Source organism: Pseudomonas sp. JBR1, from assembly GCF_028198185.1.
Taxonomy (GTDB): domain Bacteria; phylum Pseudomonadota; class Gammaproteobacteria; order Pseudomonadales; family Pseudomonadaceae; genus Chryseomonas; species Chryseomonas oryzihabitans_E.
Window position 1 is genome coordinate 3,775,218 of the sequence record NZ_CP116340.1, and the last position, 17,080, is coordinate 3,792,297.

General features: G+C 65.3%; 17 protein-coding genes. 6 read left to right on the top strand and 11 right to left on the bottom strand.

Features of this window, described 5'->3' with window-relative positions; genetic code table 11:
* Nucleotides 1-26 precede the first annotated feature (26 nt).
* Nucleotides 27-665 (bottom strand): alanyl-tRNA editing protein, encoded by a 639-nt coding sequence (locus tag PJ259_RS17480; RefSeq protein WP_059313224.1) that lies wholly within the window; start codon nt 663-665, stop codon nt 27-29.
* Between the two features lie 92 nt (nt 666-757).
* Here PJ259_RS17480 and PJ259_RS17485 point away from each other — a divergent pair, with 92 nt between their 5' ends.
* The 3 genes from PJ259_RS17485 to PJ259_RS17495 all read left to right on the top strand — a co-directional run bounded on the left by PJ259_RS17485 (nt 758) and on the right by PJ259_RS17495 (nt 3,908).
* Entirely contained in the window at nt 758-1,741 is a 984-nt protein-coding gene (locus PJ259_RS17485; RefSeq protein WP_271653650.1) for a LysR family transcriptional regulator, read from the top strand.
* Nucleotides 1,742-1,940: 199 nt separating this feature from the next.
* On the top strand, nt 1,941-3,341 hold the full coding sequence (locus PJ259_RS17490) for a sugar porter family MFS transporter (RefSeq protein ID WP_271653651.1): 1,401 nt from the start codon (nt 1,941-1,943) through the stop codon (nt 3,339-3,341).
* 78 nt (nt 3,342-3,419) lie between these two features.
* Nucleotides 3,420-3,908 (top strand): UPF0158 family protein, encoded by a 489-nt coding sequence (locus tag PJ259_RS17495; RefSeq protein WP_059313227.1) that lies wholly within the window; start codon nt 3,420-3,422, stop codon nt 3,906-3,908.
* Between the two features lie 31 nt (nt 3,909-3,939).
* Here the strand turns inward: PJ259_RS17495 and PJ259_RS17500 are convergent, their stop codons facing one another.
* The 6 genes from PJ259_RS17500 to PJ259_RS17525 form a co-directional block, all read right to left on the bottom strand.
* Complete coding sequence (locus tag PJ259_RS17500; protein ID WP_064306866.1) at nt 3,940-5,097, bottom strand: hypothetical protein; 1,158 nt, start codon at nt 5,095-5,097, stop codon at nt 3,940-3,942.
* A gap of 96 nt (nt 5,098-5,193) precedes the next feature.
* Complete coding sequence (locus PJ259_RS17505; RefSeq protein WP_059313229.1) at nt 5,194-5,718, bottom strand: glycine cleavage system protein R; 525 nt, start codon at nt 5,716-5,718, stop codon at nt 5,194-5,196.
* A gap of 59 nt (nt 5,719-5,777) precedes the next feature.
* Complete coding sequence (locus PJ259_RS17510; protein ID WP_271653652.1) at nt 5,778-6,836, bottom strand: haloacid dehalogenase-like hydrolase; 1,059 nt, start codon at nt 6,834-6,836, stop codon at nt 5,778-5,780.
* A 136-nt stretch (nt 6,837-6,972) separates the two neighbouring features.
* Nucleotides 6,973-8,253 (bottom strand): MFS transporter, encoded by a 1,281-nt coding sequence (locus PJ259_RS17515; protein ID WP_271653653.1) that lies wholly within the window; start codon nt 8,251-8,253, stop codon nt 6,973-6,975.
* A 219-nt stretch (nt 8,254-8,472) separates the two neighbouring features.
* On the bottom strand, nt 8,473-10,206 hold the full coding sequence (locus PJ259_RS17520) for an OPT/YSL family transporter (RefSeq protein ID WP_271653654.1): 1,734 nt from the start codon (nt 10,204-10,206) through the stop codon (nt 8,473-8,475).
* 72 nt (nt 10,207-10,278) lie between these two features.
* Nucleotides 10,279-11,193 (bottom strand): LysR family transcriptional regulator, encoded by a 915-nt coding sequence (locus PJ259_RS17525; RefSeq protein WP_271653655.1) that lies wholly within the window; start codon nt 11,191-11,193, stop codon nt 10,279-10,281.
* Between the two features lie 287 nt (nt 11,194-11,480).
* Between PJ259_RS17525 and PJ259_RS17530 the strand changes: the two genes are divergently transcribed.
* A complete protein-coding gene (locus tag PJ259_RS17530) occupies nt 11,481-12,461 on the top strand; it encodes an aldo/keto reductase (RefSeq protein WP_271653656.1) in 981 nt (326 codons plus the stop codon).
* Between the two features lie 65 nt (nt 12,462-12,526).
* Complete coding sequence (locus PJ259_RS17535) at nt 12,527-12,679, top strand: hypothetical protein (protein ID WP_167348550.1); 153 nt, start codon at nt 12,527-12,529, stop codon at nt 12,677-12,679.
* Nucleotides 12,680-12,778: 99 nt separating this feature from the next.
* Here PJ259_RS17535 and PJ259_RS17540 read toward each other — a convergent pair whose 3' ends face one another.
* From PJ259_RS17540 to PJ259_RS17550, 3 genes are read right to left on the bottom strand one after another with little or no spacing between them, the layout of a single operon-like run.
* The gene (locus PJ259_RS17540; protein WP_271653657.1) at nt 12,779-13,759 is read right to left on the bottom strand and encodes a DUF3618 domain-containing protein; all 981 of its coding nucleotides are present in this window, start codon (nt 13,757-13,759) and stop codon (nt 12,779-12,781) included.
* Nucleotides 13,756-14,169, bottom strand: a complete 414-nt coding sequence (locus tag PJ259_RS17545; RefSeq protein ID WP_059313235.1) for a phage holin family protein — start codon at nt 14,167-14,169, stop codon at nt 13,756-13,758. The genes PJ259_RS17540 and PJ259_RS17545 overlap by 4 nt, the downstream gene beginning before the upstream one ends.
* Nucleotides 14,166-14,879: a hypothetical protein gene (locus tag PJ259_RS17550; protein ID WP_271653658.1), complete on the bottom strand. Its 714-nt coding sequence runs from the start codon at nt 14,877-14,879 to the stop codon at nt 14,166-14,168. The genes PJ259_RS17545 and PJ259_RS17550 overlap by 4 nt, the downstream gene beginning before the upstream one ends.
* 372 nt (nt 14,880-15,251) lie before the next feature.
* Here PJ259_RS17550 and PJ259_RS17555 point away from each other — a divergent pair, with 372 nt between their 5' ends.
* Nucleotides 15,252-15,782, top strand: coding sequence for a Dps family protein (locus PJ259_RS17555; protein ID WP_059313236.1), 531 nt, complete (start codon nt 15,252-15,254; stop codon nt 15,780-15,782).
* On the opposite strand, the gene PJ259_RS17560 is transcribed toward PJ259_RS17555, so the two are convergent.
* Nucleotides 15,764-17,017, bottom strand: a complete 1,254-nt coding sequence (locus tag PJ259_RS17560; RefSeq protein ID WP_271653659.1) for a XylR family transcriptional regulator — start codon at nt 17,015-17,017, stop codon at nt 15,764-15,766. The genes PJ259_RS17555 and PJ259_RS17560 overlap by 19 nt on opposite strands.
* Nucleotides 17,018-17,080: the final 63 nt, after the last annotated feature.

The window sequence follows — 17,080 nt, forward strand, 5'->3', positions numbered from 1 at the left end:
TTTCTGGGGGTAGGGTGGGCGGTTGATCAGGCGCCAGCCATGTCGTAGCTCACCAGCAGGCGTCCCTTCTTTTCCTTGACGCCCAAGGCGCTCAGGGCGCCGACCGCGCGCAGCGACCGCACGTGGGTCCCGCCGCAGGCATAGCGCGCCACATCCTCGCCAAAGCGCACCTGGCGCTGGCCGTCGGCCTGCACCTCGATCTGCAGCGGCAGGTCTTCTTCCACCAGGGCGTCGAAGTGCGCCTGCAGGGATTCGGCGTCCAGGGCGACGGTTTCCTCCCCCGGGACGAATTCGATACGGCCTTCACCCGGCCAGTGATGGGCCTTGACCGGCTTCCAGCCATGGGTCTCGCCGATGTGGCCGAGCAGATGCCCGGCCGAATGCAGCCGCGAGTGCAGCTGGCGGCGCGCTTCATCGACCCGCGCCAGCACGCGACCCGGCGGCAGGGCACGGTTGGTGTGGTGCAGGATGCGCTCGCCGTCCTGGACCACCCGGGTCACCTCGGCAGTGCCGATCCAGCCGGTGTCGCTGGGTTGACCACCGCCCTGGGGATGGAAGGGCGTGGCGCGCAGTTCGACGACATAACCTTCTTCGGCGGCGCTACAGGCGTGGACCTCGACCTCGGCGATCAGGCTGTCGCTCAGGAAATACAGGCGCTCGGTCATACGTCTACTACCTAGAAAACGAGAAACATCCTCATTTTAAAGAGTGCACACAAGGGTGATAATCCATCTTCTCTCCAAAGGAATTTTGCGCTGTGAGCATAAATCTCCCCCTGCCGCTGCTCAGCGAGATGGCCATCTTCGTGCGAGTGGTGGAGAGCGGCAGCTTCTCTGCGGCGGCCCGCCAGCTGGGGCTGACTCCCTCGTCCACCAGTCGCAGCGTGGCGCGCCTGGAGAAGGCCCTGGGCACTCGACTGCTCAATCGCAGCACGCGCAAGCTGCGGTTGTCGGAGGCGGGGGAGGAGGTCTATCGGCGCTGCAGCGACATGGTCGGCGCGGCGCGGGCGGTGCTGGAGGTCAGCGGCCAGTTCAATCAGGCGCCGGCCGGCGTCGTGCGGCTGTCGGTGCCCAAGGCGGTGGGCAGCACGGTGATCCATCCGCACATGGCCGACTTCCTGCGTCGCTATCCGGCAGTGGACGTGCAGCTGCTGTTGGAAGACCGCCATGTCGACCTGATCGACGAGAACGTCGATCTGGCCATTCGCATCACCGATAGACCGCCGCCGGGACTGGTCGGGCGCCAGTTGCTCACCATCGACCACCTACTCTGCGCCACGCCGGCCTATCTGGCCGAGCACGGCAATCCAGCACACCCGCGTGATCTGGCCCTGCACAGCTGCATCTACCTGGCCGAGGAGCCGGCCGACTCGCGCTGGAAATTTCGCCAGGGCGCTAAGGTGGTCCACGTCAGCGTCCGGGGTCGCTACGCCGCCAATCACACCGGGGTGCGCCTGGACGCGGTGCTCAACCATATCGGCATCGGCAGTCTGCCGCTGTTCACCGCCGAGGCGGCCCTGGCCCGTGGCGAGATCGTCCAGGTGCTGCCGGAATGGTCCTTTCTGCCGCATTACCATGGCGGCGCCTGGCTGCTCTATCCCGCCACTCGCCATCTGCCGCCCAAGCTCAAGGTATTCATCGACTTCCTCGTCGAGCGTCTGGGCGATCAGCCGCTGCGCCCGGGGCAGGGCGCCGCCGCACTGCCGGAACAGCGCTTTCAGGAGTTGACCATCGGCAGCTAGAACCGGGTTGATCGTGCATTCGTGATGCTTTTCACAAGTTCTGTTACAACTGGCATCATTAGGTGAAACGATTCACCTAACGTTTCTCTGCCCTGAACACCGTGGTTTGCCCTGGGTCATGCTCACCGAGACCCGCCCGCGCGGGTGGATCAGGTCGTCGCCGCGATCCCTGCCCTGGCAAAACAAGAAAGGATTTCCCATGCTCGCTTCATCACCCTCGCTCGCCACTCCCGTGGCGGCCACCCCGCGCAAGGGGCTGGTCGTGCTCATTGCCGTGATCGCCGCCCTGGGTGGCCTGCTGTTCGGTTACGACACCGGCATCATCGGCGTCGCCCTGCTCGGCCTTGGCCGCGAATTCGCCATGGACGACACCGTCAAGCAGCTGGTGACCGGCGCCATCATCTTTGGCGCCCTGTTCGGCTGCCTCGGCACCGGCCCGATCTCCGATCGGCTCGGCCGGCGCAAGACCATCATCGGCGTGGCCCTGGTGTTCGCCCTGGGGTCGGTGCTCTCGGCACTGTCGCCCAACGTCACCCTGCTGATCCTGTCGCGCTTCCTGCTCGGCCTGTCGGCTGGCAGTTCCACCCAGATCATCCCGGTCTATATCGCCGAGGTGGCGCCACCGGAGCACCGTGGCAAGCTGGTGGTGCTGTTCCAGTTCATGGTGGTGTTCGGTATCACCGTGGCCTATTTCACCGGTTTCGCCCTGGACGAGCACTGGCGCTGGATGTTTGGTCTCGGCCTGGTGCCGGCGCTGATCCTGCTGGCGGGCATGGCGGTGCTGCCGGAGAGTCCGCGCTGGCTGCTGGTCAAGGGTCGTGAACAGGATGCCCTGGCGGTGCTGGAACGGGTGCGGGGTGGCAGGACCGCGGCCGAGGCCGAACTGGCCGAGATCAAGACCGTGAGCAACGCGCCGGAAGGCAACTGGAGCGATCTGTTCTCGCCGTGGGTTCGGCCGGCCCTGCTGGTGGGCGCCGGCATCGCCATGTTCTCGCAGATCACCGGCAACAATGCGCTGATCTACTACGCACCGACCATCCTCACCCAGGCCGGTTTCTCCGACCAGACCGCCGTGCTGGCCACCGGCTGCAGCACCATCCTGGTGGTGATCATGACCGTGGTGGGCAGCTTCCTGGTGGATCGCATCGGTCGCCGTCGCTACCTGCTGACGCTGATCCCCGGCTCCATCATCGCCCTGGCGATCATGGGTTACCTGTTCCAGGGTGCCGGTCCCCAGACCGATGTCGAGCGCTGGACGGTGGTGGCCTGCCTGGCCGCCTACCTGATGCTCAACTGCGGCGGCTTCGGCGTCTGCATCTGGCTGATCAACGCCGAGGTCTATCCGCTGTTCGTGCGCGGCAAGGGCGCCAGCGTCGGCGCCTTCAGCCACTGGGGTTTCGACCTGCTGGTAACCCTCACCACCCTGAGCCTGGTGACCAAGCTGGGCGCCGCCCATACCTTCTGGCTCTATGCCGGCATTTCCCTGGTGGCCCTGCTGTTCATCTGGCGCCTGGTGCCGGAGACCAAGGGCAAGAGCCTGGAGCAGATCGAACACGACCTGCGCGAGCGGCGCTTCTTTCCCTATCAGCGGAAGGGCTGAACGCCAGCTCCGGTGCTAGGGTCGCAACAGGAGCGGAGATAGAGCTCCGCTCCTGTTCGCCTGTGCCGGAGTCCTGCCATGCGCCCCCTCACCCTCGACCTCGATCTGCTGGCTGCCGCCCTCGACAGCCGGGAGCGAGGTACCCACTTCCTCGATCTCGAAAGCGGCGCCCTGCGTCTGCTCGACCCGGACGACCTCAGTCTGGAAGAGCGCGAGGAGCTGGAAGATCCCGAACGCTACCTGCCGCTGCCGCGGCTGACCCAGGACGACCGCCTGGAGCTGCGCGAAGCCTTTCTGCACCAGTTGCGCCATCCCCACGCCCAGCCACTCTTGCGTGCCGCCCTGGAGAGCCGGCGGCCGATCCGCACCTTCGACTACGAGCTGGAGCTCTTCCCCTCGGTACGCGACGCCTGGCAGGCCTTCGCCCTGAGTCGCCTCAAGGAGGAGCTGCTGGTGCTGCTGGACGAAGCCGGCCTGGAGGCCCTGCCGGCGGATGGCCGGCTGCCGCTGCCGGACGATATGCCCGAGGGCATCCGGCGGCGGTTGGAGAAGGGGCAGGGGCGATAGGGCTTGCCGCCCGATGGTCAGCTGAACACCCCTAGTTTGACGAAGCGTCCGGCAGCATGCCGGCGCTACGCATGAGGTCCGGCAGTCCTTGCTCTTCGATGGCGTAAACGCCGCGCTCAGCTTTCCAGATCAATGCCTTTTCCTGCAAAGCAGCCAGGGCCTGCTGCACGTTCTGCGCGTAGGCGGCCTCTTGGGCCTGGGCCTCGCTCATACCGGCGAGCTGTAGCATTTCTGCGTACTTGCCAAGAGTTGCCAATTCGAAAGGCGCATAGTCCTTGCCCTGGACCGCCATCACCTTCAGTACGGCCGCTTGAATGGGTGTGAGGCTGCGAATCACGGCGAGAGCGCTCTCGGACATCTCTCGCACGTGCTCGTCGACGGCTTCAGCAAAAGCGACATTGCCCACTGCAGCATCATCGATCATCGAGTATTCGAGTACCTCACGGGCTGCTTGCAGTGCCTCGGGGCGATAGCCCGCTTCGACGAATTTGCTCCAGACCACTTCTGGATCAAGGGTGAAATCGAGCCTGGACTGCGCGCAGAACCAGTCCACATAGCCTCTGTCAAGATGGGGAAAGTTGACCAGAGGCGCATTGAAGAAGGCTTGGTCGCGACTGTTTCTGAGCATTGCCAGCTTGTCCCGACTGGAACCGGTGCAGATAAGTCTCAGGCCATGATGGTGTGAGCCGTTCAATTCGTCGCGAGCCGCCTTGAGGGCGAAGAGCGTGTTGCTGCCAGCCGCTGTGGTCACAGCATGCTGAGCTTCGTCGATAATGAGCGCTATCGGCTTGCCGAGACTGTCGGAAAGCGCTGCCAGCGCAGCGGCCAGGGTTACGCCCTTGGCTTTGCCGATGCTGCCGGTATCTATCTCGACCCCACCCACCTTGAGTTTCACCACGCCGCTTTGCTTGGTCAGCTTGGCGATCAGACCAAGATTGCGCTCGATGGCAACCTGAACCGCTTGGTTGATCAACTCAGCCGGATCAGTCTGTCGATTCGACCAGAGATCGACGTAGATCACCTCGGCACCTGCTAGCTGAAGTGCGGGCGCCAGATCTTCCCGCATGAAGGTGGTCTTGCCGGTTCGCCGTGGCGCCGCCAAAAACAGACCGGGATGCAGCGGGTCTGCCATGATCTTGGCGGCATAGGTAGTAGCCATGGCGTGTCGGTGATAGAAACGCTCGGGCATCGACAACTCCCTGTTTAAAGGCGATTAAAGTCGATTATAGATCTTTATAGATCTTTATAGATCTTTATAGATCGTCGCCATGAAGCCTACTTAGGGCTAATCGTGCCCGTGCCGATAGAGCTTGAGCTCCACCATCAGATCGTCGGTGAGGGTTTCCAGATGGGCCTGCAGGGTTTCGAGGGCCAGGTCCGCCGGTAATGCCAGCAGGGCGGTGGCATGGAACAGCACCTCGCTGCTCATGGGTGCCGGGCGCGTCTCGGTGGACAGGCGTTCGACATTGACCCCGACCTGATGCAGCGCTCGGGTGATGTCGCGGACGATGCCGACGCGGTCGTTGCCCAGGAGGTCGAGCTGCACCAGCGGTGCACCCACCGCAGCCGGCTGGCCGGGTTCGCCGACCAGGATGCGCAGGCCGGGAATGGCCAGCTGCTGCAGCGTCTCCACCAGGCCGTTGCGCAATTCCGGCTCCACTTCCACCGAGAGGATGCCGGCGAACTGGCCGGCCAGGTGGGCCATGCGGCTCTCCAGCCAGTTGCCGCCCTGGGCGGCTACGCAGTCGGCCAGGGCTTCCACCAGACCGGGGCGATCGGGGGCGATGACGGTCAGGACCAGGTGTTCCATGGCGGGCTCCAAGGCAGGCGAGGGGTGCCTGCAGTCTAGCCCGCCAGGCGGACGCTGGCCTACTGGATATCCTCGGGTTTGACGATCACCCAGTGCTTGTCGGCGTTGACCGCCACGCCGGCCTTGGCCTGGCCCTCGGCGTTGCTCTTCATCATCGCCTCGATCTGGGTGCGGTACTTGGCCTTGCGATCGATCCACAGGTGGATGCCACCCTTGGCGCCGTCCACGCCCTGGAACAGCATGGGGCCGTCGCTGACCGGGGTGTCGCCGCCCACCAGGATGGGTTTCTTCCAGGGATCTATGTAGGTGAGGATGGCGGCGTACTTGCCGGCGAACCAGGTGGCCGGGGTCCACAGATAGGGCGTGACCTGCAGCCTGAGGTTGGCCTTGGGATCGTACTTGCCTTCGGCGATCTGCTTGCGGGCGGTGGTCAGCTGGCCGCTGACGGGGTCCTTGAGCAGGGTGCTGACGCCAATGACGTTTTCCGGCTTCACGCCATAGCCGTAGCGCGGATCGGCAGCGATCATACGCACCAGCTCTTCGTGGGCGGCGCTGATCACATAGACCTCGATGCCGTTCTCCATCAGCTTGTGATAGAGCTCCTGCTGGCCGGTGAAGGGCTTGGGCGGATTGACCTCCACCGTCTCGACCTTGTCGTCCTTGCCGTAGTAGGTGGCCGGGATCGGCTTGCCGTAGGCCATCAGTTCGTCGACATAGCCCTTGAGCTGCTGCAGGGTGAAGCCGGAGAACACCTGGGCGACCCAGGGATAGCAGACCAGGTCGTCGATCTCGCAGAGCCGGTAGTAGTAGCTGTTGAGGCTTTCCTGGTGGCCGCCGACGTCCTTGAAGGGGATCAGCTTGAGCGAAGGATCCAGGGTCTCGCGGGTCAGCACGCCCTTCATTTCCAGGAAGGGTAGCAGGGCCTCTTCCAGGTCATAGCGGTAGCTGGTGTTGTCCATGTCGAACACCGCGTAGTTGCCCTGGTTGGCATTGGCGGCGATCAGGGCATCGAGTTGGCGGGCGGCATCGGCCGGCCAGTGGGTCAGCTCGGTGGCAGCGGCGGTAAGCGACAGCAGGCCGCCGGCCAGACCGGCGAGAAGGCGGGGAAGGGAAGACATTGGTGGGCTCCGGCACAGCGACCACCCAGTGCGGTCGCCTGGCTGCAACCCTAGCAAAAGGCTGTTACAGATCCGTGTGAGAGACGACCCGTGCGAATGCGAGAGCGGCAGGACCTGCCGCTCTGCGACAGGGCTATCAGGCCGCCACGGTCTTGAAGCGCGGCTCGGTGTTGCCCTTGAACAGTGTCAGGGTCGCGACCAGGCCGAGCACGGCGGCCAGGGTCAGCCACATGCCGGGGGCGGCCTTGTTGCCGGTCTCCTGGATCAGCCAGGTGCAGACCATCGGGGTGAAACCGCCGAAGGTCGCGGTGGCCAGGCTGTAGGCCAGGGAGAAGCCGGTGGTGCGCACATGGGCGGGCATCACCTCGGTCAGGGCGACCACCATGCCACCGTTGTAGGTGCCATAGAGGAAGGACAGCCACAGCTCGACCATCAGCAGGCGCGAGAAGCCCGGGGCGTGGGTCAGCCAGATCATCGCCGGGTAGGCGGTGAGGATGGCCAGGACCGTGGCGAAGATCAGCAGCGGACGGCGACCGACGCGATCGCTCAGGGCGCCCATCACCGGCAGCCAGATGAAGTTGGACACGCCCACGCAGGCGGTGACGATCAGGCTGTCCAGGGCGGTCAGGTTCAGCTCATGCTTGCCGAAGGTCGGGGTGTAGGCGGTGATCAGGTAGAAGGAGGCGGTGGTCATGGAGACCATGGCCACGCCGGCCAGCACTACGCCGAAGTTCTGGCGGATGGAGGTCATGGTCTCGCGGAAGGTTGGGCGATGCTTGCGCGCCTCGAATTCCGGGCTCTCTTCCAGGGAGCGGCGGATCATGAACAGGAAGGGCACGATCAGGCAGCCGATCAGGAAGGGAATGCGCCAGCCCCATTCACCCATCTCGGCGGGCGACAGCCAGTGGTTGAGCAGCGCGCCCAGCACGCCGGCGAAGACCACCGCGACCTGCTGGCTGGCGGACTGCCAGGAGACGAAGAAGCCCTTGCGCCCGGGGGTGGCGATTTCCGACAGGTAGACGGACACGCCACCCAGCTCCACGCCAGCGGAGAAGCCCTGCAACAGGCGGCCCAGCAGCACCAGCAGTGGCGCGGCGACGCCCAGGGTGGCATAGCCCGGCACCACGGCGATCAGCAGGGTGCCCAGGGCCATCAGCATCAGGGTCACGATCAGGCCGTGACGGCGACCGTGCCGGTCGATATAGGCACCAAGGAAGATGGCGCCCAGCGGCCGCATCAGGAAGCCGGCGCCAAAGGTGGCCAGCGACAGCATCAGGGAGGCGAGTTCGTTGTCGCCGGGAAAGAAGGTCTTGGCTATGGCCGTGGCATAGAAGCCATAGACCATGAAATCGTACATTTCGAGGAAGTTTCCGCTGACGACGCGGAACACGGATTTGGCTTTCGAGGTGGTGGCCATGACTGCTAGCTCGATTGGGTTTGTTATGGAGACAGCTCGCGCAAAGGGCGCCCATGCCTCTGTGGGTGGGTCGCGCTATTTGTAACCATATGTGTTGCAAAACTGCGCTGGCAAGCTGAATCGGACCGGAACCTCCGAAATTGCTGACTTTGAAAGGTTGCTGAAAGATTCGAGACATTACGTCTGGAAATTATTGTCCAGTTGACAAGATGTCGCAGCTCAGCTGAAGAACATCTGCCAGAACGCCGCGCCCACGCCGGCCAGGCTTTCTCCCGCGATGAGACCCGCGGCGGCCGCCAGGGCGAAGCGCTCGGCCACGCCTGGTGCTCGCCAACGCACCAGTGCAGTGAGCAGGGCGCCCAGGGTCATCATCAGCGACACCGAGGCCGGCAGGATGAAGGCCAGGCCCAGGGCCGCCGAGCTGGGCAGCCAATGGGCGCGCCGCGCTGGCAGCAGGGCTTCGGCCAGGCCCAGCAGCAAGCCGACCAGGGCGCCGAGGACGATGCCCAGGCGCATGGCACCATCCAGTGCACCTAGGCCCTGGGTCAGGGTTTCCGCCACCGCCTTCCACTGGGCCACCGCTGGCGCTGGCCAGGCGGCACTGAGCAGGAGTGCCTGGGGATCGGGAATCAGCACCTGGTAGGTGAGCACCCCGGTCACCGCGCCCAGGGCGATGCCCAGGCACTGGGCGACCACCTGCTTGGCCGGGGTGGCGCCGATGGCCTTGCCGACCTTGAAATCGTTCATCAGGTCGGTGCTCTGGCCGGCCGCGCCACCGGCGGTGTTGGCGCCCATCAGGTTGATGTTGACCTGGCCAGGGGCGGCCAGGCCGAAGGTCAGCTGTGACAGCTGGCCAATGGCACCGATGGGCGGGATGCCGGTGGCACCCACCACCCGCGCGGCCATGGCGGCGAGAAAGAGCGCCAGTGGCAGGGCGATCAGGGCGAGCCAGGGATCGATCCCGAACAACCGGACCTGAAGCGTCACCACCAATAGCGCGGCGACCACCAGCAGCGCCAGCGGCCAGGCCCGCGGCCGGCGCCAACCCCGGCGCTGCCGCTCACCGCGAGGCAGCGTGATCAGACGTACCGCCAGCGAGGCCAGGGTGGCGCTGACCATCAGACTCACCCCCGGCCAGAGCAGCCATTGCACCAGGAATCCATATTGCGGACCGCTGGCGTCCGCCGGCAGGTCGGCAACGCCGCTGGCCAGCAGCCAGGGCGCCACGCCCGCCCAGGCCAGCAGCGTACCGAGCAATAGCGACAGCCCGACGCGCAGACCGATGATGCCGCCGAAGCCGAGCAGCAGCAGGGAGGGATCGAAGCTGAAGGTCAGTCGCTCCAGCGCGGGCGAGGGCGCTGCCCGCGGCAGTGCCCAGACGAAGGTATCCACTAGCTTGACGGCTGCCGACAGCGCCAGCGCGCCCAGCAGTACCCGTAGCCGGGCCAGGGCCTCGGCGCCGCTGGCATAGACCTGGCGCAGCGCTTCCAGGGTGGCCAGGCCCTCGGGAAATTTCAAACTGGCATCGGCCAGCAGCAGGGGGCGCAGATACCAGGCCACCCAGATGCCGAGAAAACTCACCGCGAACACCCAGCCCATCAGCGGCAGGGTCGGCAATTGCTGGCCGGTCAGCAGGGTATAGGCGGGGATGGGCGCCACCAGCCCGCCCGAGACGATGCTGGCGGCCGCCGAGGCCACGGTCTGGTTGATGTTGCTCTCGTGCAGCGTCCAGCCCGGTTGCTGCAGCCGTCGCCCGAGGCGATGCCAGAGGCCATAGCTCACCAACAGGGCGATGATCGACATGTTGAACGACCAGCCGATCTTGAGCCCGGCATAAACGTTGGCGGGTGTCAGCAGGATGCCCAGCAGCGCACCGGTAAGCAGCGCCCGGGGGCTGAGCTCGCGGGTCACTGGCTGGGGCTGATCGAGCGGGGCGGCGGTGGCGTCGGACACGACGGGCTCCTTGGTCGTGGAATCAACGGACGTCGTCAGGGGACCCCTGGGCGCGCCCGTTGGTTCGCCCGTTCAAGGATGGCGCTCGGTCCAGGTCTGGCGCAGGGCCTCGATCAGCTGGCGCAAGCCTGGCGGGGGCTGGCGTCGACTCGGGTAGTAGATGCACAGCGGCGCGCCGGGGGAAGCCCAGTCTGGCAGCACCTGCTCCAGGCGCCCGTCGCGCAGTTCCCCGGCCACTCGCCATTCCAGGCAGTAGGCCAGCGCCAGGCCGTCGAGGGCGGCCTGGATCGAGGTCTCGGTCTCGTTGACCGTGAGAGGCCCTGGCACGTCCAGGGTCCGGGTCGTGACACCGCTGCCCAGCTCCCAGCGATAGAGGGTGCCATTGCCCAGTCGCAGGCGTACGCAGCGATGCTCGGCGAGATCCTCCGGCTGTCTGGGCCGACCGTGGCTGGCCAGATAAGAGGGCGCGCCTACCACGATCCAGCGCAGTTCGTCGGTGAGCGGCAGGGCGACCATGTCCTGGGGCACGGTGTCGCCATAGCGGATGCCGGCGTCGAGGCCATCGGCGACGATGTCCACCGGGCGATCTTCGACGCTGATGTCCAGTTGCAGTTGCGGATAGGCCGCCAGCAGCCGGGGCAGGGTAGGGGTCACCAGCAGACGCGCCGCATCCCGCGGCACGCTCAGCCGCAGCCGACCCACCGGGGCGTCGCGGTGCTGGTCCAGCTCGCCCAGGGCATCGCCGATGAGGGCGAAACCCTGCTCCAGCTTTTCCGCCAGCGCAGCGCCCGCCAGGGTGGGCACCACCGAGCGACTGGTGCGGTTGAGCAGCTTGACCCCCAGGCGGGTCTCCAGCTGACGTAGTGCATGACTCAGCGCCGAGGTGGTCACCCCCAGTTCGATGGCGGCCTGGCGGAAGCTGCGGCGGCGGACCAGGGCGACGAAGACGTTGAGATCGGCCAGTTCGCCGCGATTGAGGGTCGGCATGTACAGTCCTCGCACGATAAGAGCCTGTCCAAAGTCTGCTGCGCGTCGGCCAAACGGCGTTGAAAATGCCCTGGAAGGCCAGCCCCGTCGGAATGCTCATTTACCATTCGTAAACTCGAACGCGAGTCCGATCCGCTTCCTCAGGCATTTTCGCCTTGTTTGTCTCTAGCTCGCGAGCCTTTGAACAGGCTCTAAGGGTCAAGAGTTCGTTGAGCCCCATTCAACGCCTTTTGAATTAGCCTCACAAGGTTAATCCTTCCGACTGGCGTCTTCGCCTGGAGATCTCTATGAGTGAAACCCTGCGCATCCCCGGTATCGACACCCCCGTTTCCCGCATCGGCCTTGGCACCTGGGCCATCGGTGGCTGGATGTGGGGCGGCACTGACGAGGCCCGCTCCATCGAGACCATCCGTGGCGCCGTGCATGGCGGCATCAACCTTATCGACACGGCTCCGGTGTACGGCTTCGGTCGTTCCGAGGAAATCGTCGGCAAGGCCCTGGAGGGTATCCGTGATCAGGCGGTGATCGCCACCAAGGTCGCCCTGGAATGGCCGGACGAACAGGTGCGTCGTAATGCCAGCGCCGCGCGCATCCGCCAGGAGGTGGAGGATTCGCTGCGCCGCCTGCGGACCGATCGCATCGACCTCTACCAGGTGCACTGGCCCGATCCCCAGGTGCCCCATGAAGAAACCGCTCGCGAACTGGAGCGGTTGCGGCAGGAGGGCAAGATCCTCGCCATCGGCGTGAGCAACTATTCGCCCGAGCAGCTAAAGGCCTTCCGCCAGTTCGCCAACCTCTCCACGGTGCAGCCGCCCTATAACCTGTTCGAGCGTGCCATCGAGGCCGATGTCCTGCCCTATGCCCAGCGTCACGGCCTGGTGGTGCTGGCCTATGGCGCCCTGTGCCGCGGGCTGTTGTCCGGGCGCATGAACGCGGAGACCCGCTTCGACGGCGACGACCTGCGCCAGGGCGATCCCAAGTTCCAGCCGCCGCGCTTCGCCCAGTACCTGGCAGCGGTGGAGGCCCTGACCGCCTTTGCCCGCGAGCGCCATGGCAAATCGGTGCTGGCCCTGGCGGTGCGCTGGATCCTCGATCAGGGACCGACCATCGCGCTCTGGGGCGCCCGCAAACCCGAGCAGTTGCAGGGGTTGGACGAGGCCTTCGGCTGGCAGCTGTACACCGAGGACCTGGCCGCCATCGACGCCATCCTCGCCGAGCACGTCAAGGACCCCGTGGGGCCGGAATTCATGGCGCCGCCCTTGCGTTGACCTGCGGTAGGGCACCCTGGCCCCGCCCCGTTGCCTAATGGATTCAGCCACAAGAGGTGAGCATCATGGCCAAGCGCGACGATCTCGACCACAAGCCGGAAAACGCTGGCAAGGTCGGCGAGACCCACAAGGAACTCAATCAGGGCGGCGAAGAACAGCGTCCGGAAAATCACCAGCGGCCCGAGCAGTCCAAGGAAAATCCGGATCCGGGCTACTAAGCCCGCGATGATCGACACAACAAAGGCGCACCGGTCCAGACCGGTGCGCCTTTGCTTTTGGTGCTGGGGTCGTTCCCTGACCCCGACGGTGTCGTCTTGTTAGAGGCTACGCGGGGTGGCCATGCCGCTTTCGTCGCCCACCGCACCCGGTGTATTGCCGGTGGCTGCCGTCCGCCCGACGTTCATGCCCGCCGTGGCCTGGGTAGCGCCCAGGGTGCTGCCGGTGCCTGCCGCCGGTGAGCCGGCCATGGATTCGACTCCGGCATCGGGATCGTTGCCCAGGTTCCTGGGTTTGGCTTGGTCGCCATCGTCATGATTGTTCTGACGAGCCCCGTCGGCCACTTCCCGGCCGGTGGCCTTGACCTGCTCGTAGCCGCTGCTGGCCACCTTCTTCGCCTTCGACGTGAGCTTGTCACTGTGTTTGCCCAAGGCGCGGTTTTCAGTCTCGGTCCGCGGCAGCGAGGCACCTAGTAGAGCACCGAGCGCGATGCCCAGGGCCCCTACCACCAGGGGCTGTTCACGCAGCAGGGTATCGAAGGTGCCCTTGAGCTGTTGCGCCTGGGCGCCAAGGGCATCCTTGGTCTGCGCCGCCGTGTCGGCCAGTCGCTCGCCGGTTTCGGAAGCCTTAGCCGACACCTGATCACTCAGACCGGCGACCTTGTCGCGTGCATCATGACTGCCCCGATTCAGTGAATCGCGGGTATGCCCGGCGCCCTCGGTGACCGACCCCATGGCCCGGCCCAGGCTTTCACTGACACCGGCCAGCTTGTCCTTGAGCGGACTGCCTGCACTGGCCGGGGCCGGACTGCGGTTCTGCCCGAGCGCCAGCCACAGGAGGCCTACCGAGGTGAGCACCGCCGGTACGGGATTGGCCTTCAGGGTATTGCCCAGGTTATGGGCGAATTCGCCGCTGTGGCCCTTGGTGTAGGACAACGCCTGATCGAACAGCTGACCGGGTGAGAGCCGGCTTTCCAGCGCCCCTACCAGGTCTTCGATATGCCCGCGCTTCTGATCGATTTCCCGTTCAAGTTCTTCGGGATTCTTTTGGGACTCGTGGTCGACTTGATTGGCGATGCTCATTGCGCGGCTCTCCGTACGGCGTCCTTGTCCTTCTGCAGGCTGTTGACGGTGCGATCAGGGGTGAAGTGGGCCGGCTCGAACTGCTTCTTGCCCGACTGCAGCATGATGAAGCCGATCACCATGACCACGGCGCCCACCAGCAGGGCGGCAGCCCAGGGCGTCAGGTACTGGGAGAGGAAGTAGACGACACCCATGAGCAGGACGATGAAGCCGGCCAGCAACACGATGGCACCGGCCGCCACGCCGGCGACGCCGGCCTTGGTGGTGCGCAGGGATTCGCCCAGTTCGGCCTTGGCCAGCGCCAGTTCCTTGGTGAACAGCGCCGGAACCTCCTGGACCAGTTGCTTGACCAGGCCGACGACCGAGGTATCGCCCTCGGTGGGCCGCGGAGTGGGATTCTCGTTGATCATGGCTGCTTGTCTCCGCTCAGAGTGGGGCGATCCAGTTGGCTGGATGCGGTACCGGTGGTCAGGCTGCTGTCGCTACGGGCCGGGTTGATCGCCGCGCCGCCAATGGGGTCGCCGCCGCGCGTCGTGGTTGGCGTATGGACGTCAGGACCCTTGGGAATATTGCTGGTATGGATGACATCGGCACCGGCTGCCGGCTCCACCAGTTCGTTTTCCGCTGCCACTGACGGCGTGGTCAGCGAAGGCACCTCGTCCGGACCGCTGGTGCGGTGAGTACTGCCGGTGTCCGGCTGGCTGGAGGCCTTGAGAAAGCGCGACAGGCCAAAGCCGATGGCGATGCTGCTGGTGAGAAACAGGGCCGGGTTGTCCCGGGCCAGGGTGCCGGCCTGATGCAGCAACTGCTCGGCGCTCTTGCCCCGGAGGTCTTCCGCCAGTCCAGTCAGGCTCTGCGCCATGTCACTGACATAGTGCGCCAGGCCTAGGGTGTCCTTGTCTTCGAGTTCCTCGGCGGCGGCCTGAGCGCTCTGGGCGATCGCACCAAGCTGATCGGCTGCGGTATCGCGGTAGTGTTCATAGTGCGCGGCGCCTTCTTGCTTGGCGTCCTGCACCGTGTCCCGAGCGACATCTTTCAGGTCGTGCAGATGGGCTTCGGCCGAAGAGCCTTCCGTGGCCTGGGAACGGGATCCGTTCGGCGTATCGAGGGGATTCGTCATACTTGGGTACCTGTTGCAGAACCTTGTAGTGGCCGGCAGAGAACTCTCGGCGACCGTTCGTGTGCCTTACCTTTAAGGGGACTGAGCGGAAGGACACGCAGTTCGCGCCAGATGGTCGTTTAATGGCACAACGGACAAACGGCTTTACCTACAGGGCTAGCTACAAGCGTAGCGGCAAGCCCCGGCGTGGCCTCTAGGGCGGACAATGAAACGCAGTCGCAACGGTGGCGACCATTCGTCTTGCCCATGATGGCGATACAGGAATTCGATGAACGATTTTTCCTTTGCCGGGGTCGATTTCCACAGACGTTGATGTTCGCGCCACTACCGCGAACCCCCTTTTTTCTTTCACGTCCTGACAGGAGATCTCTCATGGCCGTTGCCAATGCCAAGCAAGAACTCAAGACCGTTTCTAACGTCAAGCAGAAGGCCCATCAGGGCGAAGACGCCACCCTGCAGAACCAGCAGGCCGTAGGTGAAGCCCTGGCCGTGCTGCTGTCCGATGTCTTCGCGCTGTACATCAAGACCAAGAACTACCACTGGCACATGAAGGGCTCGCACTTCCGCGACTACCACCTGCTGCTGGAAGAGCAGGCCACTCAGCTGTATGGCATCACCGACCTGATCGCCGAGCGTGCGCGCAAGATCGGTCAGCCCACCGTGCGCTCCCTGGAGCAGATGGTGCAGCTCAAGCGCCTGGCCAGCAGCGACGCCACCGACCTGTCGGCCGATCAGATGCTGACCGAGCTGCATGATGACAACCAGTCGCTGGCGGCCTACATGCGCACCACCCACACCCTGACCGACGACGCCAACGACGTCTCCACCACCAGCCTGCTGGAAGAGTGGATCGACCAGGCCGAAGAGCGTGCCTGGTTCCTGGGTCAGACCGTCGGCAAATAAGCCACGGTCGTTTCCTGAAAGCCCGTCTCCGGACGGGCTTTTTCATGGGCGTCTTTCAGCGCCACGGGGCGCTGCTGATACTGCCGCGGCGTACAGCCGAATTCGCGGCGAAACACCGAGTGCAGGTACTGCGCCGAGGTGAAGCCGCAGCGCCGGGCGACCTCGGCCAGGCTCGGCGCCCCTTCCTGTAGGGCGACCGCGGCCGCGGCCAGCTTGAAGCCGAGAATTTCGTCATGGACGCTGCGCCCCAGCTCGCGGCGAAAGGACATCTCCAGCGCTGACCGGGAGATGCCCACGTAGCTGGCCACCTGGGCGGTCTTGATGCCCTGGCAGGCGTATTGGCGAATGAAGTGCAGGGCGCGCATCACCTGGGGATGGCGCACCGCCTGATGACGACTGGAGGCCTGGATGTTGATCCCCTCCGGCGGGATCAGCACCCGTGGTGCGCCGAGCTCGACGCCATGCAGCCGCTGATGCAGCAGTCGCGCCGCCTCGCGGCCGATGGCCTCGGTGCCCTGGATCACCGAAGTCAAGGGCACCCGGGTCAGGGTCCGGGCCAGGGGGTCGTTATCGATACCCACCAGCGCCACCTGTTCCGGTACCGGGATGTTTGCCGTGAGGCAGGCCTGCAAGAGCTGCCGGGCCCGGGCATCGGTGACGGCCAGGATGCCCACCGGCTTGGGCAGCGCCTGCAGCCAGGCGATCAGCTGTTCCACGGCCGTGTCCCACAGCGGGGCACTGGTTTCCAGGCCGCGATAGATTTCCACCGGCAGGCCATCGCGGCGGAGCAGGGCGGCAAAGGCCGCCTCGCGTTCGCCGGCCCAGCGATTGGTGTCGGCGGCGGGCAGGCTGAAGCAGGCGAAGCGAGTCAGCCCGACTTCGATCAGGTGGTCGTAGGCCAGCCGTACCAGAGCGGCGTTGTCGGTGGCGACATAGGGAATGCCGGGCGGGTAGTCGCCTGGCGCGGCATAGGAGCCGCCCACGGCCACCACCGGCAACTCGCTGTTCACCAGGGCGGCGCTCACCGCCGGGTCGTCGAAGTCGGCGATGATGCCGTCGCCCTGCCAACGCTCGATGCCCTTGAGCCGGCAGAGGAAATCCTCCTCCAGGAACAGATCCCAGCGCGCGCGGGTGCCGCTCAGGTAGTTGCCGATGCCGGCCAGGATGCCGCGATCGTAGATCTTGCTGCCGTTGAACAGCAGGGCGACACGGTGCACGGGCGGCTGGCTGGGCATGGCGGATTTCCGGCAGGAAGCGCGGGTGGGGCTCCAGACTACGACCGGCGAGCCCGCCCCTCA